Source organism: Streptomyces sp. NPDC053541 (genome assembly GCF_044544705.1).
Classification (GTDB): domain Bacteria; phylum Actinomycetota; class Actinomycetes; order Streptomycetales; family Streptomycetaceae; genus Streptomyces.
The window spans coordinates 135,721-158,499 of sequence record NZ_JBITXM010000008.1 but is presented as its reverse complement, the minus strand read 5'-3'; the positions used below and the strand labels follow the sequence as shown (position 1 = coordinate 158,499).

General features: G+C 73.6%; 20 protein-coding genes and 1 tRNA gene. 6 read left to right on the top strand and 15 right to left on the bottom strand.

The features are described 5' to 3' along the window. Positions 1 to 3: 3 nt before the first annotated feature. The 5 genes from ACIGW2_RS21390 to ACIGW2_RS21370 all read right to left on the bottom strand — a co-directional run bounded on the left by ACIGW2_RS21390 (position 4) and on the right by ACIGW2_RS21370 (position 6,828). A complete protein-coding gene (locus tag ACIGW2_RS21390; protein ID WP_391653889.1) occupies positions 4 to 3,114 on the bottom strand; it encodes an NPCBM/NEW2 domain-containing protein in 3,111 nt (1,036 codons plus the stop codon). A gap of 101 nt (positions 3,115 to 3,215) precedes the next feature. Next, a complete protein-coding gene (mshC, locus tag ACIGW2_RS21385) occupies positions 3,216 to 4,445 on the bottom strand; it encodes a cysteine--1-D-myo-inosityl 2-amino-2-deoxy-alpha-D-glucopyranoside ligase (protein WP_391653890.1) in 1,230 nt (409 codons plus the stop codon). A gap of 174 nt (positions 4,446 to 4,619) precedes the next feature. Then, positions 4,620 to 5,459, bottom strand: coding sequence for an SCO1664 family protein (locus ACIGW2_RS21380; RefSeq protein WP_391653977.1), 840 nt, complete (start codon positions 5,457 to 5,459; stop codon positions 4,620 to 4,622). Further along, on the bottom strand, positions 5,423 to 6,013 hold the full coding sequence (locus ACIGW2_RS21375) for a DUF3090 domain-containing protein (RefSeq protein ID WP_356067296.1): 591 nt from the start codon (positions 6,011 to 6,013) through the stop codon (positions 5,423 to 5,425). The genes ACIGW2_RS21380 and ACIGW2_RS21375 overlap by 37 nt, the downstream gene beginning before the upstream one ends. Before the next feature lie 125 nt (positions 6,014 to 6,138). Continuing rightward, entirely contained in the window at positions 6,139 to 6,828 is a 690-nt protein-coding gene (locus ACIGW2_RS21370; RefSeq protein ID WP_361580208.1) for a histidine phosphatase family protein, read from the bottom strand. 118 nt (positions 6,829 to 6,946) lie between these two features. Here ACIGW2_RS21370 and ACIGW2_RS21365 point away from each other — a divergent pair, with 118 nt between their 5' ends. After that, a complete protein-coding gene (locus tag ACIGW2_RS21365) occupies positions 6,947 to 7,939 on the top strand; it encodes a magnesium and cobalt transport protein CorA (protein WP_361580429.1) in 993 nt (330 codons plus the stop codon). A 28-nt stretch (positions 7,940 to 7,967) separates the two neighbouring features. Here ACIGW2_RS21365 and ACIGW2_RS21360 read toward each other — a convergent pair whose 3' ends face one another. Beyond that, positions 7,968 to 8,753, bottom strand: a complete 786-nt coding sequence (locus ACIGW2_RS21360; protein ID WP_399845109.1) for a ferritin-like domain-containing protein — start codon at positions 8,751 to 8,753, stop codon at positions 7,968 to 7,970. Positions 8,754 to 9,007: 254 nt separating this feature from the next. After that, the gene (locus ACIGW2_RS21355; protein WP_356067292.1) at positions 9,008 to 10,060 is read right to left on the bottom strand and encodes an LLM class F420-dependent oxidoreductase; all 1,053 of its coding nucleotides are present in this window, start codon (positions 10,058 to 10,060) and stop codon (positions 9,008 to 9,010) included. A gap of 194 nt (positions 10,061 to 10,254) precedes the next feature. Here ACIGW2_RS21355 and ACIGW2_RS21350 point away from each other — a divergent pair, with 194 nt between their 5' ends. Together ACIGW2_RS21350 and ACIGW2_RS21345 are read left to right on the top strand one after the other, a co-directional pair. Further along, positions 10,255 to 11,241: an aldo/keto reductase gene (locus tag ACIGW2_RS21350; protein ID WP_356067290.1), complete on the top strand. Its 987-nt coding sequence runs from the start codon at positions 10,255 to 10,257 to the stop codon at positions 11,239 to 11,241. Beyond that, a complete protein-coding gene (locus tag ACIGW2_RS21345) occupies positions 11,238 to 13,361 on the top strand; it encodes a helix-hairpin-helix domain-containing protein (RefSeq protein WP_399845106.1) in 2,124 nt (707 codons plus the stop codon). The genes ACIGW2_RS21350 and ACIGW2_RS21345 overlap by 4 nt, the downstream gene beginning before the upstream one ends. A gap of 86 nt (positions 13,362 to 13,447) precedes the next feature. On the opposite strand, the gene ACIGW2_RS21340 is transcribed toward ACIGW2_RS21345, so the two are convergent. Beyond that, the gene (locus ACIGW2_RS21340; RefSeq protein ID WP_391653895.1) at positions 13,448 to 14,080 is read right to left on the bottom strand and encodes a hypothetical protein; all 633 of its coding nucleotides are present in this window, start codon (positions 14,078 to 14,080) and stop codon (positions 13,448 to 13,450) included. 47 nt (positions 14,081 to 14,127) lie between these two features. Between ACIGW2_RS21340 and ACIGW2_RS21335 the strand changes: the two genes are divergently transcribed. After that, on the top strand, positions 14,128 to 14,316 hold the full coding sequence (locus tag ACIGW2_RS21335) for a DUF5703 family protein (protein WP_356076255.1): 189 nt from the start codon (positions 14,128 to 14,130) through the stop codon (positions 14,314 to 14,316). Positions 14,317 to 14,398: 82 nt separating this feature from the next. Here the strand turns inward: ACIGW2_RS21335 and ACIGW2_RS21330 are convergent, their stop codons facing one another. From ACIGW2_RS21330 to ACIGW2_RS21320, 3 genes are all read right to left on the bottom strand, one after another. Beyond that, positions 14,399 to 15,145, bottom strand: coding sequence for a chaplin (locus tag ACIGW2_RS21330; RefSeq protein ID WP_391653896.1), 747 nt, complete (start codon positions 15,143 to 15,145; stop codon positions 14,399 to 14,401). A gap of 113 nt (positions 15,146 to 15,258) precedes the next feature. Continuing rightward, entirely contained in the window at positions 15,259 to 15,492 is a 234-nt protein-coding gene (gene chpH, locus ACIGW2_RS21325; RefSeq protein ID WP_356076250.1) for a chaplin ChpH, read from the bottom strand. A 183-nt stretch (positions 15,493 to 15,675) separates the two neighbouring features. Further along, positions 15,676 to 17,001 (bottom strand): M20/M25/M40 family metallo-hydrolase, encoded by a 1,326-nt coding sequence (locus ACIGW2_RS21320; RefSeq protein ID WP_361580220.1) that lies wholly within the window; start codon positions 16,999 to 17,001, stop codon positions 15,676 to 15,678. A 205-nt stretch (positions 17,002 to 17,206) separates the two neighbouring features. Here ACIGW2_RS21320 and ACIGW2_RS21315 point away from each other — a divergent pair. Both ACIGW2_RS21315 and ACIGW2_RS21310 read left to right on the top strand, forming a co-directional pair. Then, positions 17,207 to 17,294: transfer RNA gene (locus ACIGW2_RS21315), tRNA-Leu, on the top strand. Between the two features lie 53 nt (positions 17,295 to 17,347). After that, the gene (locus tag ACIGW2_RS21310) at positions 17,348 to 18,277 is read left to right on the top strand and encodes an RluA family pseudouridine synthase (RefSeq protein WP_399845101.1); all 930 of its coding nucleotides are present in this window, start codon (positions 17,348 to 17,350) and stop codon (positions 18,275 to 18,277) included. Here the strand turns inward: ACIGW2_RS21310 and ACIGW2_RS21305 are convergent. From ACIGW2_RS21305 to ACIGW2_RS21290, 4 genes are all read right to left on the bottom strand, one after another. Next, positions 18,261 to 18,890, bottom strand: coding sequence for an MBL fold metallo-hydrolase (locus ACIGW2_RS21305; protein WP_399845098.1), 630 nt, complete (start codon positions 18,888 to 18,890; stop codon positions 18,261 to 18,263). The genes ACIGW2_RS21310 and ACIGW2_RS21305 overlap by 17 nt on opposite strands. Next, a complete protein-coding gene (locus tag ACIGW2_RS21300) occupies positions 18,890 to 19,975 on the bottom strand; it encodes an S-(hydroxymethyl)mycothiol dehydrogenase (protein ID WP_356076239.1) in 1,086 nt (361 codons plus the stop codon). Before ACIGW2_RS21300 ends, ACIGW2_RS21305 begins: the two co-directional genes overlap by 1 nt. A 136-nt stretch (positions 19,976 to 20,111) precedes the next feature. Continuing rightward, positions 20,112 to 21,578, bottom strand: coding sequence for an amino acid permease (locus tag ACIGW2_RS21295; RefSeq protein ID WP_361580228.1), 1,467 nt, complete (start codon positions 21,576 to 21,578; stop codon positions 20,112 to 20,114). 248 nt (positions 21,579 to 21,826) lie between these two features. Beyond that, entirely contained in the window at positions 21,827 to 22,531 is a 705-nt protein-coding gene (locus ACIGW2_RS21290; RefSeq protein WP_361580230.1) for an FCD domain-containing protein, read from the bottom strand. Positions 22,532 to 22,779 lie beyond the last annotated feature (248 nt).

Here is a 22,779-nt window from a genome sequence, read left to right as displayed (position 1 = left end):
GGCTCAGGCGCAGTCGAACCGCGCGCCCGCCCAGTCGCCGTGGTCACCGCTCTTGGAGCCGTTGGTGTCGGTGATCCTCAGGTGCGCGTGCCGGGCGCCGGTCACGTCGACGTCCACCGGGACGGTGGCCGAGGCACCGGTCAGCTTCGGCGAGGTCCACAGCACCCTGCCGTCCGCCTCCAGGGAGAAGGCGACCTCGCCGTAGCCGTTGATCTCGTCGTCGATGCCGACGTCGGCGGTGAAGCGGGTGCAGCGACCGCCGAGGTAGACCTCGATGTCGGAGTCGGCGTGGGCGCCGATGCCCTTCGCGTAGGTGGTGCCGGCCAGGGTGAGGGTGTGACCGTCGGCAGCGCCGGACTCGCCGTTGGAGCGGTCGCGTTCGGGCGGGCCCCAGCCGTTCGTCGACTTCAGCCAGACCAGGTCGCTCGCCCAGGCCGGGGCCGTGGGCGGCGGGGGCATCACGCCGACCGCGAACCGCTGTTGTGCGGTGCGGTCCGCTCCGGCGGCCCGGTGCCGGACGCTCGCGGTGAGCGTGGCCTCCCCGGGCCGGGCGTCCGCGGCGGGCGTCACGGTGAGCTCCACGCGCCGGGTGGTGCCGGCCGGGACACGGGCGAGCGGCGCGGCCGGGGCGACCTGCCAGCCGGCCGGGACGGTCAGGCCGACCTGGACGTCGGTGGCGTCCTTCGTCCCGGCGGTGACGTCCACGGCGACCGTGCCGGGCACGCCCGCGCCCAGCTCCTGGGCGGCCGGTGCGGCGACGGTGGCGGTGGCGCCGGGCACGGCCCCGCCGACGGCGCTGGTGCCGGCGAGGACCAGGGTGACGGCCCGGTCGGTGCGCTGGGCCGCGGTCTTGATCCGGACGACTCCGCCTCGGTCGTCCCGGTCGTACCACCAGCCCTGCTCGGCGGCCTCGAAGGCGGCCTTGCCGGTGTACCGGGGCAGGGCCCGCCCGCCGAGGGTCACGGCGCCGGGGGCGTCGCCGGTGTGCACGGTGAGGTGGTACGGCCGGGCGGCCGGCTTGCCGGTGTACGTGCCGGTGCCGGCGCCGATCCGCACGGTGACGTCGCCGGAGCCGCGCTCGGGCGCCGTGACCTCGGCGCGCTGGAGGGCGTAGCGGCCGGTGCGGTGCTCGCGGGTGACGCCGTCGTCCTCGTACAGCTCGAAGGAGGAGGTGCCCTGGGGGTAGACGTCCCAGGCGATCGGGTCGCCGGGCGCGCGGTCGGTGTACGAGCGGATGTCCCCGGGCCACATGGGGACGACGGCTCCGGCCCGGACGAACAGGGGCAGGGTGTCGAGCGGGGCGCTGTAGTCGTTCAGGGTGACGGGGCCCTCGTAGGTGCGCCCGTTCCAGTAGTCGATCCAGGTGCCCTTGGGCAGGTAGATGCCGTCGCGTTCGGTGGCGTCCTGGTAGACGGGCGCGACGAGGAAGTCCTCGCCGCTGAGGAACTCGTACTTCGCGGCGTCGGAGGCGGCCACCGGGTCGCCGGGGTATTCGAGGGCGAGCGGCCGGGCGAGGCCGACGCCGGTCCGGGTGGCGCGGTGGGCGTGGGAGTAGATGTACGGCAGCAGGGCCTCGTGGAGCTTGAGGGAGGCCCGGTTGATCGACACGTAGGGCTCGCCCTGGCGGAAGGGCTGCTTGTCCTGGGCGGCCCAGCCGTCCATGGTCATGGTGACCGGCAGGAAGGTCTTCCACTGCAGGTCGCGGACGTACGTCTTGGGGCTGCCGCCGAAGATGCCGTCGACGTCGCCGGTGGTGTAGGCGAGGCCGGACATGGAGGCGCCGGCGTAGGTGGGGATCTGCCAGCGGATGTACTCCCAGCTGCCGGACTGGTCGCCGGACCACTGGACGCCGCAGGCCTGGGCGCCGGACCAGCTCTCGGGGGCCCAGGTGAAGCCGCGGGCGTCGCTGTGGGCCTCGATGCCGGCGTAGGCGTCCTTGCAGCCGTCGAGGGCGAACTTGTAGCCCGAGCCGACCCAGGCCACGTCGAGCTTGGCGACGCGCTGGCCGGCCTTGACCTGGTCGGCCAGCTTCGCGATGCCGTCCTCGGTCCACAGGCCGAGCTGGGTGCCGCGCTGCCGCAGGCCCTGGGCGGTCTCGGCGAGGTCCTCGTAGCCGCAGCCGTAGCCGTCGTTGACGAGCATCCAGCCGTTGGGCATGTCGTTGTCGACGTAGCCGTCGGCGATCTTCAGGGCGTCGAGGGTGTGGCGCTCGCCGCGGTTGGCGTTGTGCAGGTAGCAGTCGGCGTCGCCGATCTCCAGGCCGTAGACCGGCGGCAGGAAGGGCTTGCCGGTGAGGGCGGTGTACTGGCCGATGACGTCCTTGGCGGCGTCCGGGCCGCTGCCGGTGAAGTAGTAGGCGTCGAAGCGCTGTTCGCGGGCGCTGGTGGTGACGGGCTCGCCGAAGGAGTAGGTGTTCGGGGCGTAGGTGTTGCGGTAGACGCCGTAGCCGGCGGAGGAGAGGTAGAAGGGGACGGAGTTGGGGTGGCCGCCGTCGTTCCAGTTGTAGTCGACGCCGACCTCGACGGTCTTTCCGCGGTGCGAGGTGTTGCCGCGTCCGTTCTGCATGCCGGCGCCGTAGAACTGCTCGTCGGCGCCGCGGGCGAGGGTCTGGACGGTGCGGTCCTGGTTCCAGGTGAGGCCGCGGGTCTCGGTCCACAGCGGGGTGCCGTCGGCGCGCAGGGCGGAGAAGCGCAGCGGGGACTTGTGGACGCGCAGGGTGACCCGTGCGGTGCCGAGTTCGTAGCGGTCGCCGCGGTCGGTCCAGTGGGTGACGGGCGGCGGGCCCTGGGGCCGGACGATGTCCTGTCCGGTGGGGTCGGTGAACTTCCCGTCGGGGGCGAGTTCGAGGCGGAAGGTCTCGTCGGTGACGAAGCTGACCCGGGCCTCTGCGCGGCCGGCGGTGAGCCGGTAGACGGCCCCGTCGGCGGCGAACCCGGTGAGGTCGCCCACGGTGGTGTCGGGCGTCCCGGAGTTCCCGGTGGTGCCGGAGCTTTCGGTGGTGTCCGTGAGGGCGGCGGCACCGGCCGCCGTGCTGCCGCCGGGTCCGGCGAAGACGGCGAGCAGGCCGAGGAGTGCGCCAACCGCCGCTGTTGTCAGTCGCGTTGGTGATCTCATGCGGCCTGTGTAGCGCCGGGGCGGCGGGCCCGGCCATGGACTCGCGCGGGCCGCTCCTGGACTTATGGGTTCCCGGGAGCGGCCCGCGCGGGCCGGAATCGCTACAGCGCGACGCCGAGGAGGGCGTCGACGGCGCGGGAGACGAGGCCGGGGGCGGACTCGTCGGTGCCGCCCTCCGCCTCCTGGGCGGCGGCCCAGCGGTCGACCGCGGCGAGCGCGGCCGGGGCGTCCAGGTCGTCGGCGAGCGCCTCGCGGAGCTCCTCGACGAGCGCGTCGGCGGACGGGCCGTCGGGGCGCGAGACGGCGGCGCGCCAGCGGCCCAGGCGGGCCACGGCGTCCTGGAGCACCTGGTCGGTCCACTCCCAGTCGGCCCGGTAGTGGTGCGCGAGCAGGGCGAGCCGGATGGCGGCCGGGTCGACGCCCTCCCTGCGGAGGGTGGAGACGAAGACCAGGTTGCCCTTGGACTTGGACATCTTCTCGCCGTGCAGGGCGACCATGCCGGCGTGCACGTACGCCTTGGCCATGGGGAACTCGCCCGTGAGGGTCTGGGCGTGGGAGGCGCCCATCTCGTGGTGCGGGAAGATCAGGTCGGAGCCGCCGCCCTGGACGTCGAAGCCCATGCCGAGGTGGTCGAGGGCGATGGCGACGCACTCGATGTGCCAGCCGGGCCGGCCGGGGCCGAGGCTGGCGCCGTCCCAGCTGGGCTCGCCCTCGCGGGCGGCCATCCACAGCATCGGGTCGAGCGGGTTCTTCTTGCCCGGGCGGTCCGGGTCGCCGCCGCGCTCGGCGGACAGGTGCCGCATGAGCTCGGTGTCGTAGTTCGACACCCGGCCGAAGTGCGGGTCGGCCTCGACGGAGAAGTAGATGTCGCCGTCGAGCTCGTAGGCCGCGCCGGAGTCCCGGAGCCGCTCGACGAGCGGGACGATGCCGGGTATCGCCTCGACCGCGCCGATGTAGTGCTGCGGGGGCAGCATCCGCAGGGCGGTCATGTCCTCACGGAAGAGGGCGGTCTCGCGCTCGGCGAGGCCGACCCAGTCGATGCCGTCGCGCTGGGCCCGCTCCAGCAGGGGGTCGTCGACGTCGGTGACGTTCTGGACGTACTGGACCTGCCGCTTGGTGTCGAGCCACACGCGCTGCACGAGGTCGAACGCGTTGTAGGTCGCCGCGTGACCCATGTGGGTCGCGTCGTAGGGCGTGATGCCGCAGACGTAGAGACGGGCGACGGGGCCGGGGGCGAGGGTCACTCGTCCACCGGTCGCGGTGTCGTGAATCCGGAGGTCGCGGCCCTTGCCGGGCAGGGCGGGGACCTCAGAAGCGGGCCAGGCATGCATGTCCTGAGCGTAACCGGACAGGTGTTCCGGATACGAACCGCGTCCAGGATCTTGGCCGAGGAGGCGGTCTTGCGCGGACCACGGCGGACGTGCATGGGTACGCATACCCCCGGGGGGTGTCCCATGCCCTGGGAAGGTTGACCGAAAAGCATCGGCCGCGGCGCGGAGAGGCCCTCAGACCGGCGGCCAGGGGATGGCCGGCCACCGCCCCGACGGTACGGGATGGCGCCCGGTCCCGCGCAGCGCGGCGACCCGCTTCCGCAGGGCGACGACCTCGGCGACGGTCAGCAGCTTCCCGAGCCGTTCCGCCAGGGGAGTGCCGGGGGCCAGCAGCGCGTCCAGACGGGTGAGGACCGTCACGGCCTCGTCCGTCAGGTCCTCGCCCGCCCAGCCCCACAGCAGGGTGCGCAGCTTGTCCTCGACGTGGAAGGAGACGCCGTGGTCGATCCCGTACAGGCGCCCGTCCGGCGCGGGCAGCAGGTGCCCGCCCTTGCGGTCGCCGTTGTTGATGACGGCGTCCAGGACGGCGAGTCGGCGCAGCTCGGGGGTGTCGGCGTGGACGAGCAGCGCGGTGCGGTCCTCGGCGATCCGGGCGGGCCCCACGGCCTTCCAGCCCTCCCCCGCCTCGTCGTCCTCGACCAGGGCGAGCAGCCGCGCCGCGGGGTCGGGCTCGACCCAGAGCTGCACCATGCCCTCGCCGTACGGCCCGTCGCGCAGCACGGTCGGTGGGACCAGGCCCCAGCCGGTCGCCTCGGACAGCTCGAAGGCGGCCACCTCGCGCTGGGCGAGGGTGCCGTCGGGGAAGTCCCAGAGCGGTTGCTCACCGGCCACCGGCTTGTAGACGCAGTCCACCCGCTCGCCCTCGTGGGCGACGGAGCAGAACAGCACCGCGTTGGACGCCTCGCGGACCTGTCCGACGACGGTCAGCTCCCCCGCGGCGAGCAGGTCGAGGGTGCTCAGGGTCCCCTGGTGGCCGCTCATGCGCCGCGACGGTATCCGTTCTGGCGGGGGCAGACGTGCCCCTCGGGGTCGAGCGGGAGGCTGCACAGCGGGCACGGCGGGCGGCCGGCGTTGACCACGTCGAGGGCGCGCTTGGCGAAGGCCCTGGCCTGGGCGCCGGTGAGCCGCACCCGCAGCATCGGCGGGCCGTTCTCCTCGTCCTGGAGCAGCCGCTCCTCGGCCTCGGCGAGGTCCTCCTCGGAGTCCGCGTCGAGCTCGACGAGCGCCTGCGCCTCGACGATCATGCGCTGCTCCTCGCCGTCCCAGGCGAGCGCCATGGTGCCGACCCGGAACTCCTCCTCGACGGGGGTGTCCAGGGGCGCGGTGTCCGCGATCTCGGCGGGGGCGACGGCGGGCACCGGGGCGTTGCCCCCGGTGCGCCGGACGACCTCGTCGAGCAGCTCGTCGATCCGCTCGGCCAGGGCCGCGACCTGCGTCTTCTCCAGGGCGACGCTGGTGACGCGGCCGGCCGCGGACGCCTGCAGGAAGAACGTCCGGCGGCCAGGCAGCCCGACCGTGCCGGCCACGAAACGCTCCGGTGGGTCGTAGAGGAACACCTGACGGGACACGTTCCTGACTCCCTCGGGTCTCGACTGTCTCGACTGTGGTGCCGCGGCCGTGGGCGGGTGCCGCTGCCGTCGGCGGTCGCGCGCAGCGGTCTACCGCGGCGCGTCCACCCTACTGCGCGGATGGATCACGGTGCGCCCGCACCGCCCCCGACCTCCGCCGCCCCCTGGTCGCCCGGGGTCTCGCGGGGGGCCAGGCCGGACAGTTCGCCGGTGTCGCCGAGCCGCAGCAGGAAGGGCCGGAGCCGGGTGTAGCGGATCGCGGTGACCGAGCAGGGGTCGACCTGGATGCGCTGGAAGAGGTCGAGGTGGAGGCCGAGGGCGTCGGCGACGAGCGCCTTGATGATGTCGCCGTGGGAGCACATCGCGTAGACGGCGTCCTCGCCGTGCTCCGCCTCGATCCGGGCGTTCCAGTCGCGCACCGCGTCCACGGCGCGGGCCTGCATGGCGCGCATCGACTCGCCGCCGGGGAAGGCGGCGGCCGAGGCGTGCCCCTGCACCACCTCCATCAGCGGCTCGTCCATCAGCTCGGCGAGCTTGCGGCCCGACCAGTCGCCGTAGTCGCACTCGCTGATCCGCTCCTCGGTGTGCAGCGGGAGTCCGGGGCGGGCGTCGAGCAGCGGCCGGACGGTCTCGTGGCAGCGCTGGAGCGGGCTGGAGACGACGGCGGCGAGCGGCACTCCGGCGAGCCGGGCGGGCAGGGCGGCGGCCTGGGCGGCGCCCCGCTCGTCGAGTGCGATCCCGGGCGTCCGCCCGGCGAGCACACCGGAGGTGTTGGCGGTGGAGCGTCCGTGCCGTACGAGGATCAGGGTGGCCATGGGGGCCAGCGTAGGCGTCCGCACGCGCGCGTGGGGACCGCCGGCGGGCGCGGTGCGGTACGGCGGGGCGCGCTTCCGGGCCACGCGGAGGGTGCGCGGCGGCGGCGGCCGGGGGACAATACGGCGCGTGATCGTGGACTCTGCCATTTACCGTGCCGGCCGCAGGACGAAGGGCCCGGCCGACCTGTCCGACGCGCTGGCGGAGGCGCGGGCGACGGGCGACGCCTTCCTGTGGGTGGGGCTGCACGAGCCGACGGAGGAGGAGTTCGAGCACGTGTCGGCGGAGTTCGCGCTGCACCCGCTGGCCGTGGAGGACGCCTTGAAGGCGCATCAGCGGCCCAAGCTGGAGGTGTACGACGACTCGCTGTTCGTGGTGCTGAAGCCGGTGGTGTACGAGCCGGAGAGCGACCGGGTCTCGTCGGGCGAGCTGATGCTGTTCATCGGCGACTCCTTCGTCGTGACCGTGCGGCACGGCGTGGGCTCGCCGCTGGCGGCGGTGCGCAGGCGTCTGGAGGCCGAGCCCGAGGTGCTGCGGCACGGGCCGACCGCGGTGCTGTACGCGATCGGCGACGCGGTGGTGGACCACTACATAGAGGTGGCCGGGGAGCTCCAGGTCGACCTGGAGGAGCTGGAGGCCGACGTCTTCGCGCCGGCCGGCGGCCATCCGGCGCGGACCGCGGAGCGGATCTACACGGCCAAGCGGCAGGTCCTGGAGTTCCGCCGGGCGAGCGGCCCGCTGGCCGGTCCGGTGGCCCGGCTCGTGACGGGCTCGGTGCCCTTCGTGCACGCGGAGGCGATGCCGTTCTTCCGGGACGTGCAGGACCATCTGCTGCGGGCCAACGAGCAGGTCGAGGGTCTGGACCGGCTGCTCTCGGACGTGCTGTCGGCGCACCTGGCGCAGATGGGCGTGCGGCAGAACGACGACATGCGCAAGATCTCGGCCTGGGCCGCCATGGCGGCGGTCCCCACCATGGTCGCCGGGATCTACGGCATGAACTTCGAGCACATGCCGGAGCTGCGCTGGGTGTGGTCCTATCCGGTGGTGATCCTGCTGATGGCGGGGGTCGTGGCGGGTCTGTACCGGCTGTTCAAGCGGCGCGGCTGGATGTGAGCCGCGGGACCCGGCCGGCCCGTCCGGGTCAGAAGGCCGGGATGGGCGCGGCGGGGCCGCCGAGGGCGTCGCGGCGCTCGGGCATCCTCAGGGAGACGGCGCGGTGCCAGCCGGCCGCCCGCTCCCAGGCGTACATCCCGTGGATGCCGGCGGCGAGCGCGGCCGCCTTGGCCTTCGGCCAGCGCAGGATGCGGCCCATGTGGCTCATCACGGCGAGGCTGACGTCTCGGTAGACCTGGATCTCGGCCAGCGCGGACTCCCGGAGGGTGCGCTGGATGAGCCGCCCGTGGCCCTCGTAGTTGAGGCGGAGCAGCTCCTCGTGGCAGTACGAGAGGTGGTTGGTCTCGTCGTTGTCGATCATGCGGATGGCCTTGCCGAGCACGGGGTCGTCCCCGAAGTAGCGCACGAGCATGATCATCTGCTCGGCCGCGCGCTGCTCGGTGACCCGGCTGTGCGCGAGGTAGACGACGATGTCCTCCTCGGTCAGCGGCTCGTCGCGGCGCAGCTTGTCGTGGGCGAGGCCGATGCCGCGCCGCTCCAGGAGCATCGTGTAGTCGGTCTCCGGCGGCACCGGCACCGGTTCGAGGCCGCGCTTCCTGAGCAGGGCGTTGAAGATCCGGCCGTGCTTGTCCTCGTCGGCGCCGTGCCGGGTGATCTTGGGCGCCAGGTCGCGCATGCCGGGGGCGACGAGGGCCGCGATCCGGCCGTTCTCCCAGCCGCCCTGGGCCTCGCCGCTGGCGGCGATGGAGCAGAAGAGCCGGAAGGAGTCGTCGTTGTCGATGATTTCCTGGAACAGGCCTTTGGCCGTGAGCATGGCTGCCACCTCCATGCGGACGTCCGCACGCCGCACGCCCGTGGAGTACGAGTCAAGTGCGCCGCGCGGGGTCGGGCAACACGAGGGCGGCGGGGGCTGCGCCGAACGAGGGAAGCGGGAGGGGCCGCCGGGGCGCGCGGGGCGCGTAACTCCCGGCGCCCTCGCGCGTTGTGCTGCGTGACGGCCGTGGCGGGGAAGACCCCCGAGCCCCCACCACGGCCGCGGGGTCCTTCCGTACGGGGGCGGGCCGGGGGTTACGAGGCGAGGCCGGCCCGCTCCAGGGCCTCCACGCCCGCCCGGAGCGCCGCGATCCGCTCGTCGAGCGTGAAGCCGGCCGGGGCGAGCGTCAGCGTGGTGACCCCGGCGGAGGCGTAGGCCCGCATCCGGTCGGCGATCCGGTCGACGCCGCCGAGCAGCGCGGTCTGGTCGATCAGCGAGCGCGGCACGGCCGCCGCGGCGCCGTCCTTGTCGCCGGCCAGGTACTTGTCCTGGATCTCGGCGGCCTCCTTCTCGTACCCCATCCGCTGGGCGAGCTGGTTGTAGAAGTTCTGCTTGCGGCTGCCCATGCCGCCGACGTACAGCGCGGTGTAGGGGCGGAACATGTCGGCGAGCGCGTCGACGTCCTCGCCGAGGGCGATCGGCAGGGTGGGGTGGACGTCGAAGCCGTCCATGGTCAGGCCGGCCTTCTCGCGCCCCGCGCGCAGGTGCCGCAGGGTGGTCTCCTCCAGGTGCTCGGCGGCCGGGAAGATGAGCAGCGCGCCGTCGGCGATCTCGCCGGTCTGCTCCAGGTTCTTCGGGCCGATCGCCGCGATGTAGAGCGGGATGTGCGGGCGGGTCGGGTGGACGGTGAGCTTGATCGGCTTGCCGGGGCCGTCCGGCAGCGGCAGCGTCCAGTGCTCGCCCTGGTGGGTGAGGCGCTCGCGGCTCATCGCCTTGCGGACGATCTCCACGTACTCGCGCGTGCGGGCGAGCGGCTTGTCGAACTTGACGCCGTACCAGCCCTCGGAGACCTGCGGGCCCGAGACGCCGAGGCCGAGCCGGAAGCGGCCGCCGGAGAGCGAGTCGAGCGTGGCGGCGGTCATCGCCGTCATGGCGGGCTGGCGGGCCGGGATCTGCATGATCGCCGAGCCGACGTCGATCCGCTCCGTCTTGGCGGCGACCCAGGACAGCACGGTGGGGGCGTCGGAGCCGTAGGCCTCCGCCGCCCAGCACACGTCGTAGCCGAGGCGGTCCGCCTCCTGGGCCACGGCCAGGTTGTCGCCGTCCATGCCCGCGCCCCAGTAGCCGAGGTTGATGCCGAGCCGCATGCCACGTACCCCTTACCCATCGGTAACGTCCCTGTGCGGGGACTCTAGCGCGCACCCGGGGCGTTCGTCAGGAGCCCGCCGGGGCCGGGCGCCGCCCCGGCGCGGCGGGGTGGTGGCGCCTCGAACGGGTGGGCTGTGGACAGGTTGTCCACAGGGTCTCTCCGCGTGGTGCCGTGGCCAGTAATCTCGCGCCCATGGAGCAGAGGCATCTCGGACGTACCGGCCTGCGCGTGTCCCGGCTCGGGCTCGGCACCCTCACCTGGGGCCGGGACACCGACGAGCACGACGCGGCCGAGCAGTTGAAGGCGTTCTGGGACGCGGGCGGCACGCTCGTGGACACCGCCGACGTCTACGGGGGCGGCGAGGCCGAGTATCTGCTGGGGCGGCTGATCGACGAGCGGTCCGGCCTGGTGCCGCGCCAGGAGCTCGTGATCTCCACCAAGGCGGGCAGCGTGCCCGACCCCGACCGGCGCACGGACGGCTCGCGCGGCCACCTGCTGGCCGCGCTCGACGCCTCCCTGGCCCGGCTCGGCACCGACCACGTGGACCTCTGGCAGCTGCACGCCCACGACCCGCACACCCCGCTGGAGGAGTCCCTCCAGGCCCTGGACATCGCCGTGCGCACCGGCCGGGCGCGCTATGTGGGCGTGGCGGGCTTCTGCGGCTGGCAGCTGGCCAAGGCCGGCACCTGGCAGCTCGCCGGGGACCGCACCCGCCTGGCCGGGACGCAGATGGAGTACTCGCTGCTCCAGCGCGGCGTCGAGCGCGAGGTCCTGCCCGCCGCCCTGGACCTCGGCATCGGCCTGCTGCCCTCCTCGCCGCTGGGCCGCGGGGTCCTCACGGGCAAGTACCGGAACGGCACCCCGGCCGACTCGCGCGGCGGCTCGGAGGCCCTGGCACCCTTCGTCGAGCCCTATCTCGACGAGACCGCGAGCCGGATCGTCGACGCGGTGCGCACGGCCGCCGACGGCCTCGCCACCACCCCGCTGCACGTCGCCCTCGCCTGGGTCCGCGACCGCCCCGGGGTCACCGCGCCGATCGTCGGCGCGCGCAACGCGCGGCAGCTCGCGGCCGCTCTGTCAGTGGAGAGCCTTAGTCTTCCTGACGAGATCTGCCGGGCCCTCGACGACGTGTCGGCGCCCGTGCACCGCTACCCGGATCACGACTGGAGCACCTTGTGACCGAGCCTTCCGGCGACACCGCGCCGCCCGAGGCCGCCGAGCCCACCGCCGAGGCCCCGGAGGCGCCCGTCGCGCCGCCCGCGGCCGACGAGGAGCCGGGCGCGGCGGAGCAGCCCGGGACGGCCGCGGCGGAGCCCGGCACCGAGGAGGCCGCGCCCGAGCTGACCGAGGCCCAGGCCGAGCTGGCCGCGCAGCGGGAGCTGCGGGAGAAGATCGAGCGCCGCAAGGCCGAGCGGGGCGCCCCCGTCGAGGCGGGCGGCAAGCTGACCGGCACCGCCGCCGACCTGCTCGCCGCGGTCCGGGCGGTGGAGAGCGGCGAGCGGCCGGTCTCGGTGCCCCGCGCGGCGGCGCCGGTCCCCGCGCCCGCCCCGGAGCGCACCGCCCCGGCGGCGCCGGAGACCACGGTGCGCCCGCGGGCCGCCGAGGCCCCCGTGGTGACCGAGGAGACCACGGCCGCCGTCCGGCAGGTGCTCCAGCGCGGCGGGGCCCCCGACACGCTGGCCGCCCCGGTGGCCGCCGCCCTCGGCGAGGGCGCCGCCCGGGCCCTCGCCGACGACCCCTGGCAGCTGCTCGCGGTGCCGGGCGTGCGCCCCGAGCAGGCCGACGGCTTCGCCCGGGCACTGCTCGGCGCGGAGTGCGGCCCCGCCGACCCGCGCCGCGCCGTGGCCCTCACCGCCTGGTTGCTCGATCAGGCCGCCCTCAAGGGCCACACCGCCCTGGAGATCGGCGCCGTGCGGGACGCCCTCGCCCGGCTGTCCGTGCCGGAGCCGGACAAGGCCGTCGACCTCGCGGTGTCCGAGGCCGCGGTCCTGGTCTTCCAGGAAGAGGAGGACGAGCCGGAGGAGCCCGGGGACGGCGCCGAGGACGAGGCCGGGGCGGCCGCCCCGGCCCCCGCCGCCGACGCCGCCGTGCCGGTGCTGCTGGGCCTGGAGCGGTACGCGCTGGCGGAGGAGAGCCTCGCCGACGGCCTGGCCCGGCTGATCCGTACCGTCACGCCCGCCGAGTGGGACGGCCCGGAGCCGGCCCGGGCAGCGGGCGCCCACGGGCTCGTGCTGCACACCGGCGGCGAGGCCGCCCGCGCCGAGCCGGCCGCCCTGGCCGAGGCCGCCCGGGCGCGCGGGCTGCGGGTCGCACTCGCGGCGCACACCGCGAGGGACGGCGCCCTGCCGCTCGCCGCGCTGCTCTCCGGCGCCGCCGGGCCGGGCCGGGACGCCGAGGGCGCCCTCGCCCTGGACCTGCTCGTGGTCCTGGACGCGCCGCAGCTGGACGTGGAGACCGCGGCCACCCTGGTGGAGGCGCTGCCCGACGGCTGCCGTCTGGTGCTGAGCGGCGATCCGCACGTGCTGGGGGCGGCGGGCCCCGGCCGGGTCTTCGCCGACCTGCTGGCGACGAAGGCCGTCCCGCGGGTCGCCTCGCGCCTGCCCGACCCCGGCCCGGTCGGCGAGCTGGTCTCGGGCATCGGCGTCGGCGAGCTGAACCAGGTGGACGCGCCCGGCAAGGAGGTCGTGATCGTCCCGGTGCGGGACGCCGGCGAGGCGGTGCACCGCACGGTGCAGCTGGTCGCCGACTCGATCCCGCGGGCCATCGGCGTCCCGGCCGAGCAGACCCAGGTGATCACGGTGGGCCACGGCGGCTCGGCCGGCACCCGCGCGCTCAACGCGGCGCTGAAGCAGCGCCTCAACCCCGGCCCCGGCCGGTTCGGCGGCTTCGACCCGGGCGACCGGGTCGCCCACTCCCCCGCCCCGGGACGTACGGTCACCGGCACGGTCGTCTCGGCCGACGCCGAGGGCCTGCACCTGGACTGCGCGGGCGAGCGGGTCGTGGTGCCCAAGGAGCGGGTCGAGTCCGCACTGCGGCACGGCTGGGCGCTCACCGCCCACCAGGCCGTCGGGGCCCGCTGGCCCGCCGCCGTCGTGGTGCTGCCCGGGGACGCGGCCGGCGGCCTCACCCGCGCCTGGGTCTACACGGCCTTCGGCCGCGCCGAGCACCACCTCTCCGTCGTCCACGGCGTCGAGCAGGAGCTGCCGAGGGCGGTGGCCGAGGGCCGCGACCCGGAGCGCACCACCCGGCTGCGCCCCCTCCTGGAGGCGCTGCTGCACGAGGACGAGCCGCAGGTCTGACCGGCACGTGCGCGAGGGCGCCCTCCCCGCGGCCGAGCGGGAAGGGCGCCCTCGGCGCGTGACGGCGGCCCGGCCGGGCCGGGGGCTCAGGCCCGGCGGGCCCGGAGCTCCGGCTCGTCCTCGTCGGTCTCGTCGTCGAAGACGGCGCTGATGTCGAAGCGGCAGACCAGGCGTTCCGGGTCGGCGTGGTCGAAGGGCGCGTTCAGCCAGTCCCCCGGTTCGGGCAGCTCCTCCGCGGCCTCGACCCAGAGCGTGGAGTCGCCCTCCTCCAGGCCGAATTCCTTGTGCCGGGACGCGATTTCGTCAGGTTCGTACTCGCCGAAGACGATCCCGAGCGCCGCGTGCGTGGTCGCCGCGCCGTCCTCCCGGTCCAGGTCGGTGACCCGGCGGGCCTGGGCGATCAGGCGCTGCGGCTCCACCACGGCGTAGTCGCGGCGGATCAGCACGCTCAGCGCGTGCGGCTCCTCCGGGCCCGCGTAGGGCGGCAGGGAGTCGTCGGCGCCCGGGATCTCGAAGGGCGTGACCTCGTCGTACCGGTCGTAGAGGGCCTCGTCGTACGCCTCCGCCGCCGCGGCGAGCGCGTTGAAGGCCTCGTAGACGGCCGGGTCGTCGTCCCCGGTGCGGCGTTCGACCGCCGCGAGGTGACGGTCCAGTGCGGCTTTGACCGCCTCGGCGGCGGCGCGTACCTCGGCAGCGGTGGGCTGCGCAGCATCAGACATAGGACAGACGCTATCCGTACCGGGCCCTTGGCCGCACAATAGATGCGATGCCGGAATACGAATTTGTCGACGTGTACGTGCCGCGTGGTGTCTCCCGCAAGGAGACGACGCGGCTCCTGACCGACCATGCCGAGTACGGACACTGGGAGTTGGACCGCCTGACCCTGCGCCTGGACGGCAGTCGCAGGGTGCGCCTGAAGCGCCGCATCATCCGTCAGATCCGCGCCACCTGGTGAGGTCCCGGGGATCCGGGACCGGACGCACGAGGAAGGGGCCCCGCGAGCGCGGGGCCCCTTCGTGCTGCCTGCGGCGTGCCGGTCAGGCGGCGCGCTTCGCCCGGCGGTAGATCACGGAGCCGGCGAGCAGCAGGCCCGCGGCGGCGGGCACGGCCACGCCGAGCGGGCCGGCGCCGGTGCTGGCCAGCTCCTCGGTGGGCCGGTTCGGCGTGATCGCGCGGGTACTGGGCGTGTTCGGCCCGTGCGAGCCCTCGGGCGTCGTGGGGGTGGTCGGCGTGCCGGGGTGCTCGTTCTCGCCGGCGGGCGGCGTGCTCGGGGTGCCGGGGGTCTCCGGGGTGGTCGGCTGCTCCGGCGTGCCGGGGTGTCCCGGGGTGGTCGGCTCGACGCCGTAGCCGCAGTCGTTGCCGTAGGCGGCGTTCCCGGCGCCGACGCCGTCGACGCTGTTGCCGCAGACGTTGACCGGGGCCTCGATCGGCACCTCGACGGTGTTGCCGGAGCCGACGCCCGGGGAGTCGGAGGTGTGGCCGCCGGCCTGGGAGCCCTCGTCCCCGTAGCCGCCGGGGGTGCTCGAACCGCTCCGGTTGGCGCAGCTGTTGCCGGACACCGGGTTGAGCAGACCGATGACGGAGACCGTGTTGCCGCAGACGTTGACCGGCGCGTGGACCGGGGCCTGCACGGTGTTGCCGGACGCGACGCCCGGCGAGTCGGACGCGGCACCGGCGGCGCCGGACGAGGCGTGGGCGTACCCCCCGCCGAGGGCGATCATGCCGCCGGCGGCGGCGACCGTGATGATGCTCTTGCGCGTGATGACGCGTGTGACCTGTCGCATTGCTGGTTCCTCTGCTTCTCGGCTCGTGACGAAATGGCCACCGGCCCCGGAGTGCATGGCACGCACTCCGGGGCCGGTCCGGGCTCGGACCCTCAAGGGGTCGAGACAGAACGTCAGGCGTTGACGCAGGTGTTGCCGAAGGCGGGGTTCAGCAGCCCGATGATGGACACCGTGTTGCCGCACACGTTCACGGGGACGTGGATCGGCACCTGGACGACGTTGCCCGAGAGGACACCGGGGGAACCGATGGCCGCACCCTGGGCACCCGCGTCGGCAACGGCCATGCCCGCGCCCGCGAGAACGAGACCGCCGGTGGCAGCCGCAGCAGCGACGACCTTCTTGATCATTATTCCTCCTTGTTGGCAATGCGGTCCCAGCCGCGGACCGCACCACCTGTAACGAGGGGGATTCAGGGGGGCTACGAGCCTCCTCGGGCATTCACTCTTTCCGGTGGAGCGTGGACGGGCGGTCGATTTCCCGGCCGCCCGCCCGAGCTCACCGGTCTCCGCAGGTGCTCGCCGGCAGCCCCGTCAGCTGGCGTCGAGGAAGCGGTCCAGGACGCGCACGCCGAACTTGAGGCCGTCCACCGGGACCCGCTCGTCCACGCCGTGGAACATGCCGGCGAAGTCCAGCTCCGGCGGCAGCTGGAGCGGCGCGAAGCCGAAGCAGCGAATGCCGAGGTCGTCGAAGGACTTGGCGTCGGTGCCGCCGGAGAGCATGTACGGCACGGCGCGCGCGATCGGGTCCTCGGCCCGCAGCGCGAGCTGCATGGCGTCGACCAGGGCGCCGTCGAAGCTGGTCTCCAGGGCCTTGTCGCCGTGCACGTCCTCGCGCTTCACGCGCGGGCCGAGGATGCGGTCGAGGTCGGCCAGGAACTCCTCCTCGTAACCGGGCAGGAAGCGCCCGTCGACGTGCGCGGTGGCCTGGCCGGGGATGACGTTGACCTTGTAGCCGGCGCCGAGCATGGTCGGGGCGGCGGAGTTGCGCAGGGTCGCGCCGACCATCTTGGCGATGCCGCCGAGCTTGGCGAGGGTGGCGTCCATGTCCTCGGGGTCCAGCGGGGTGCCGAGGGCGTCCGAGAGCTCGTCCAGGAAGGACCGCACGGTCTTGGTGACCCGCACCGGCCACTGGTGGCGGCCGAGCCGGCCGACGGCCTCGCACAGCTCGGTGATCGCGTTGTCGTCGTTGGTCATGGAGCCGTGCCCGGCGGTGCCCTCGACGGTCAGGCGCATCCAGTGCATGCCCTTCTGGGCCGTCTCCACCAGGTAGAGCCGCAGGTTCTCGTTGACCGTGAAGGAGAAGCCGCCGACCTCGCCGATGGCCTCGGTCACGCCCTCGAACAGGTCGCGGTGGTGGTCGACCAGGTGGCGGGCGCCGTAGGTGCCGCCGGCCTCCTCGTCGGCGAGGAAGGCGAGCACGACGTCGCGCGGGGGCTTGCGGCCGCTGCGCATCCGGTCGCGGACGACCGCGAGGGTCATCGCGTCCATGTCCTTCATGTCGACCGCGCCGCGGCCCCACACGCAGCCGTCGGCGACCTCGCCGGAGAAGGGGTGGTGGGTCCAGTCCTCGGCGTTGGCCGGCACGACGTCGGTGTGCCCGTGGATGAGCAGGGCGGGCCGCGAGGGGTCCTCGCCCTCGATCCGGGCCACGGTGGAGGCCCGGCCCCGGTGCGACTCGATGATCTTCGGTTCGAGCCCGACCTCGGCGAGCTTCTCCGCGACGTACTCGGCGGCCGCCCGCTCGCCCGGTCCGGAGTGGTCGCCGTAGTTGCTGGTGTCGATGCGGATGAGGTCCCGGCACAGGTCGACGACCTCGTCCTCGCCCGTCACGCCACGGCCGGTGTTCGACTCGCTCACGCTGCTTCCTCCCACTACGTGCCCCACGTGCTGTCCGGTGTGATCGCCCCATCCTCCCGCGTGCCCCCTCCCGCGCCCAAGGGTGACCACGGGCCGACATGCTGCTGTCACATGCCGAGACGGCCGGGGGGTGGTGATCGACCACCCCAGATGTTTGCTATGGTTTTCCTCGTCGGAAGGGCCCAGCGGCCCGGAGACGCACCCCGTCCGGGTGGCGGAATGGCAGACGCGCTAGCTTGAGGTGCTAGTGCCCTTTATCGGGCGTGGGGGTTCAAGTCCCCCCTCGGACACCACACGAAAGGTCCCACATCCTGTGGGGCCTTTTCTGTTGACGGCGGCAGGACCGGTGAGACGCAGAACGAAGGCGCCCGCGGCGCCGCTCCCCCAGCGCGAGGGCATCGACCCCGTGCGCGTGCGGCTGCCGGACGGGCCCGAGCCCCTCCCGGAGACGGTGCGCGAGTATCTCGTCGGGCGGTACGGGGCGGCCGTCGGCGTCGCGCGGGTCGAGGAGATGCTGCGCGAGGGGCGGTTCGTCGGGGCCGACGGGCGGGCCGTCGACGGGGGCGAGGCCTGCGAGCCGGGGCGCCACCTGTGGTTCCACCGGGACTTCCCGGCCGAGGAGCGGGTGCCGTTCGAGATCGGTGTGGTCCACCGGGACGAGCGGATCGTGGTGGCCGACAAGCCGCACTTCCTGGCGACGATGCCACGGGGCCGGCACGTGACCGAGACGCTGCTCGCACGGCTGCGGCGGGAGCTCGGCCTGCCGGATCTCCAGCCGGCGCACCGGCTGGACCGCCTGACGGCGGGCCTGGTGCTGTGTGTCGTGCGGCCGGAGGACCGGGGGGCGTACCAGACGCTGTTCCGGGACCGCGGGGTGCGCAAGGAGTACGAGGCGGTGGCGCCGTACGACCCGGCGGTGGCGCTGCCGGTGACGGCGCGGAGCCGGATCGAGAAGGAGCACGGGGTGATGGCCGCCCGGGAGGTGCCGGGCGAGCCGAACGCCGAGAGCCGGATCGAGCTGGTGGAGCGGCGGGGCGGGCTCGCCCGGTACCGGCTGGTGCCGGTGACCGGGCGGACCCATCAGCTGCGGGTGCACATGGACGCCCTCGGCCTTCCGATCCTGCACGACCCGTTCTATCCGGTGGTGCGGGAGGACGGGCCGGAGGACTTCGGGCGCCCGTTGCAGCTGCTCGCGCGGCGGCTGGAGTTCACCGATCCGCTCACGGGCGCGGAGCGGAGCTTCACGAGCCGGCTCGCGCTCAGTGGCCTCGGCTGATCCACTCGTCGAGGTGCGGGGTCTCCTCGCCGATGGTGGTGGCGTCGCCGTGGCCGGTGCGGACCACCGTGTCCGGCGGCAGGGTGAGCAGTTTCGTACGGATCGAGTCGATGATCGTCGGGAAGTCCGAGTAGGACCGGCCGGTGGCGCCCGGGCCGCCCCGGAAGAGGGTGTCGCCGGTGAAGACGGTGCCCAGTTCGGGGGCGTGCAGGCTGATCGCGCCGGGGGCGTGGCCCGGGGTGTGCAGGACCCGCAGGTCGGTGCCGGCGATGGTGAGGACCTGGCCGTCGGCGAGCTCGCCGTCCGGGCTGTGGTCGGGGTGGGTGAGCTTCCACAGCGGCTGGTCGGCGGGGTGGAGCAGGATCCGGGCGCCGGTGGCGGCGGCCAGGGCCGGGGCGGCGTCGATGTGGTCGTCGTGGGCGTGGGTGCAGACGATGGCGCGCAGCGCGCGCCCGTCCAGGGCGGCGAGGATCGCGTCGGCGTCGTGGGCGGCGTCGATGACGAGCGCCTCGGTGTCGTCGCCGACGATCCAGACGTTGTTGTCGACCTCCCAGGTGCCGCCGTCGAGGCTGAAGGTGCCGGAGGTGACCAGGTGGTCGATGCGGGCGCCCATCAGAACACCACCACCGAGCGCAGCACGTCGCCCTCGTGCATGCGGGCGAAGGCCTTCTCGACGTCGCCGAGGCCGATGGTCTCGGTGACGAAGGCGCCGAGGTCGATGCGGCCCTGCTGGTGCAGGTCGATGAGCATCGGGAAGTCGCGGGAGGGCAGGCAGTCGCCGTACCAGGAGGACTTGAGCGCACCACCGCGGCCGAAGACGTCGAGCAGGGGCAGTTCGAGCCTCATCTCGGGGGTGGGGACGCCGACGAGGACGACGGTGCCGGCCAGGTCGCGGGCGTAGAAGGCCTGCTCGTACGTCTCGGGGCGGCCGACGGCCTCGATGACGACGTCGGCCCCGAAGCCGCCGGTGAGCTCGCGGACCGCCTCGACGGGGTCGGTGGAGCGGGAGTTGACGGTGTGGGTGGCGCCCATCTCCCTGGCCTTGGCGAGCTTGCGGTCGTCGATGTCGACGGCGATGATCCGGGCGGCTCCGGCGAGCCGGGAGCCGACGACGGCCGCGTCGCCGACGCCGCCGCAGCCGATGACGGCGACGGTGTCGCCGCGGCCGACGTTTCCGGTGTTGATCGCGGCGCCGATGCCGGCCATGACGCCGCAGCCGAGGAGGCCGGCGATCTCGGGGGCGACGGCCGGGTCGACCTTGGTGCACTGGCCGGCGTGGACGAGGGTCTTCTCGGCGAAGGCGCCGATGCCGAGGGCGGGCGAGAGCTCCGTGCCGTCGGTGAGTGTCATCCTCTGCGACGCGTTGTGGGTGGCGAAGCAGTACCACGGGCGGCCGCGGCGGCAGGCGCGGCACTGGCCGCAGACCGCGCGCCAGTTGAGGATCACGAAGTCGCCGGGGGCGACGTCGGTGACGCCGGCCCCGACGGACTCGACGACGCCCGCGGCCTCGTGGCCGAGGAGGAAGGGGAAGTCGTCGTTGATCCCGCCCTGCTTGTAGTGGAGGTCGGTGTGACAGACCCCGCAGGCCTGGATCTTCACCACGGCCTCGCCGGGGCCGGGATCGGGGATCACGATCGTCTCGACCCGGACGGGTTCGTTCCTTCCGGGGGCGATGACCCCCTGGACCTGCTGCGGCATCGTGGACTTCCCTTCTCCGACAGCTCGTGTGCGCTGTGTGGATCTTGCGTACCACCCTCTCCTGCCCAACGCGAGACCCCCGCAGTTCGTGCCTGCGGGGGTCTCTTGTCCCGTGGGGGGGTGTGAGGGGTGGCGGTCAGTCGCGCCCGGCGCCGGCCGCGGTGGCGCGGACCCGGCCGCGGACCAGGAACCAGCCGCCGACCAGGGCGGCCGCGATGAGCGGCAGACAGGCCACGGTGGTGCGGCCGACGCCGCCGTCCATCCACATGAGGACGAGGACGGAGCCGAGGAAGAGCAGCGTCACGATCTGGGTGTACGGGGCCCAGGGCAGCTGGTAGGACGGCCGGACGAGCTTGCCCTCCTTGGCGCGGCGGACGAAGAGCAGCGAGCACACCATGATCATGGCCCAGGTGCCGATGATGCCGATGGAGGCGAAGTTGAGCACCAGCTCGAAGGCCTCGCCGGGCATGACGTAGTTGAGGACGACACCGGCGACGCCGAAGCCCGCGGTGAGCAGGATGCCGCCGTAGGGCACGCCGCCCTTGTTCATGACGCCGGTGAACTTGGGCGCGGAGCCGGCCAGCGACATGGAGCGCAGGATGCGGCCGGTGGAGTAGAGGCCCGAGTTGAGGCTGGAGAGGGCGGCGGTGAGCACGACCAGGTTCATCACGCCGGCGGCGCCCGGGATGCCGAGCTTGTCGAAGACGGTGACGAAGGGGCTCTGGTCGCCGGAGTACGCGGTGAAGGGGAGGATCAGCGCGAGCAGGACGACGGAGCCGACGTAGAAGAGGCCGACCCGCCACATGATCGAGTTGATCGCCTTCGGCATGATCTTCTCGGGGTTCTCGGTCTCGCCGGCGGCGACGCCGCACAGCTCGACGGAGGCGTAGGCGAAGACGACGCCCTGGATGAGCAGCAGCATCGGCATGACGCCGTTGGGGAAGATGCCGCCGTTGTCGGTGATGTTGGCGAGGCCCGGGGTGTGGCCGCCGACGTCGTGCTGGGTGACGACGAGGAAGATGCCGACGAGCATGAAGGCGACCAGGGCGGCGACCTTGATGATCGCGAACCAGAACTCCATCTCGCCGAAGTACTTCACGGAGATGAGGTTGGCGGCGAGGACGACCGCGAGGGCGATCAGCGCGAGGATCCACTGCGGGACGTCGCTGAACATCGACCAGAAGTGGGCGTAGGTCGCGGCGGCGGTGATGTCGGCGACGGCGGTGGTCGACCAGTTGAGGAAGTAGAGCCAGCCGGCCGTGTAGGCGCCCTTCTCGCCCATGAACTCACGGGCGTAGGAGACGAAGGCGCCGGAGGAGGGGCGGTAGAGCACGAGCTCGCCGAGGGCACGGACCACGAAGAAGGCGAAGACGCCGCACACCGCGTACGCGATGAAGAGGGAGGGTCCGGCGTTGGCCATCCGGCCGCCGGCGCCGAGGAAGAGCCCGGTGCCGATGGCGCCGCCGATGGCGATCATGTTGATGTGCCGGGACTTGAGGTCCTTGCGGTATCCGGCGTCGCCGGCGTCGACGTGGGGGGACGCCGTGCCTGAGGCCGCCGGGGTGGCGGACAGCGGGTCGGCCGCAGTGATGCGGTCACTCATGGAGTTGTTCGCCTTCGTGAGGGGGAGGGTCTGTGCGGTACCCGGCCGTGCCCTTGTGGGGCTTCTCGGCACGGCCAGCGCACATCCTCACGGCAACACCCGGTCACTGACTGTGGCCGAAATCACGGAAGAGCCGGATTTGAGGTAGTTCAGAGGTTACGCACGAGTTAACGAAGGTTCACCGATCGACGCCCGGACCGGTCCGCACGGGGCGCTCACGGGGCGATCAGTGGGCGATCATGGGGCGCTCACGGGGCGAGGACGTCCAGCTCCTTCAGGGCGCCGACCGCGATCTGCCGGGTCAGCTCCTCGGCGCGGGCCGCGTCCTTCTCCCGTACCGCCTCGGCGACCTGGACGTGCAGGGTCACGGCGGCCGGGTCGGGGTCCTCGAACATCACCTGGTGCTGGGTGCGGCCGGTGAGCACCTCGGCGACCACGTCGCCGAGCCGGGCGAACATCTCGTTGCCGGAGGCGTTGAGCACGACCCGGTGGAACGCGATGTCGTGCACCAGGTACGCCTCCAGCTGCCGGCCGCGCGAGGTGGCGACCATGCCGAGGGCCTGCTCGGTGAGCTCGCGGCACTGCTCGGGGCTGGCGTTCAGGGCGGCGAGGCCGGCGGCGACCGGCTCGACGGCGGAGCGCAGCACGGTGAGCGAGCGCAGCTGGCGGGGCCGGTCGGCGCCGGCCAGACGCCAGCGGATCACCTGGGGGTCGTAGACGTTCCAGCGCTCGGTGGGCAGCACGGTCACGCCGACCCGCCGCCGGGACTCGACCAGGTGCATGGACTCGAGGACGCGGACGACCTCGCGCACCACGGTCCGGGAGACGTCGAAGCGCTCGGCGAGCTCGTCGGAGCGCAGCACGGTGCCGGGCGGGTACTCGCCGGCGGTGATGGCCAGGCCCAGGGTGGACAGAACCTGCGGATGGAGCCCCTGAGCGGCCGGTGTCGTCATGGCGGCAAGCCTATGCGGGCGGGGCCCGATGATCACACCCGAGAGCCCGTCGCGGCGCCGTGGGGAGCGCCCCGAAGAGGTCCCGGGCCGACCCCCGGGCGGGTCCCGGATGGGTCCCGGGCAGACCCCGCGCCGGTCCCGCATGGATCCCGGGCAGACCCCGGGGCAGAGCCCGGGGCAGAGCCCGGGGCAGAGCCCGGGGCAGAGCCCGGGAACAAAAAGTACGACTTTTATGTCACAGACTCTTG

Coding starts and splice junctions, on each gene's coding strand:
- ACIGW2_RS21390 (WP_391653889.1), bottom strand. CDS start 3,114: ATGAGATCACCAACGCGACTGACAACAGCGGCGGTTGGCGCACTCCTC.
- mshC (WP_391653890.1), bottom strand. CDS start 4,445: ATGCATGCCTGGCCCGCTTCTGAGGTCCCCGCCCTGCCCGGCAAGGGC.
- ACIGW2_RS21370 (WP_361580208.1), bottom strand. CDS start 6,828: ATGGCCACCCTGATCCTCGTACGGCACGGACGCTCCACCGCCAACACC.
- ACIGW2_RS21360 (WP_399845109.1), bottom strand. CDS start 8,753: ATGCTCACGGCCAAAGGCCTGTTCCAGGAAATCATCGACAACGACGAC.
- ACIGW2_RS21355 (WP_356067292.1), bottom strand. CDS start 10,060: ATGCGGCTCGGCATCAACCTCGGCTACTGGGGCGCGGGCATGGACGGC.
- ACIGW2_RS21350 (WP_356067290.1), top strand. CDS start 10,255: ATGGAGCAGAGGCATCTCGGACGTACCGGCCTGCGCGTGTCCCGGCTC.
- ACIGW2_RS21340 (WP_391653895.1), bottom strand. CDS start 14,080: ATGTCTGATGCTGCGCAGCCCACCGCTGCCGAGGTACGCGCCGCCGCC.
- ACIGW2_RS21335 (WP_356076255.1), top strand. CDS start 14,128: ATGCCGGAATACGAATTTGTCGACGTGTACGTGCCGCGTGGTGTCTCC.
- ACIGW2_RS21330 (WP_391653896.1), bottom strand. CDS start 15,145: ATGCGACAGGTCACACGCGTCATCACGCGCAAGAGCATCATCACGGTC.
- chpH (WP_356076250.1), bottom strand. CDS start 15,492: ATGATCAAGAAGGTCGTCGCTGCTGCGGCTGCCACCGGCGGTCTCGTT.
- ACIGW2_RS21305 (WP_399845098.1), bottom strand. CDS start 18,890: ATGGGCGCCCGCATCGACCACCTGGTCACCTCCGGCACCTTCAGCCTC.
- ACIGW2_RS21300 (WP_356076239.1), bottom strand. CDS start 19,975: ATGCCGCAGCAGGTCCAGGGGGTCATCGCCCCCGGAAGGAACGAACCC.
- ACIGW2_RS21295 (WP_361580228.1), bottom strand. CDS start 21,578: ATGAGTGACCGCATCACTGCGGCCGACCCGCTGTCCGCCACCCCGGCG.
- ACIGW2_RS21290 (WP_361580230.1), bottom strand. CDS start 22,531: ATGACGACACCGGCCGCTCAGGGGCTCCATCCGCAGGTTCTGTCCACC.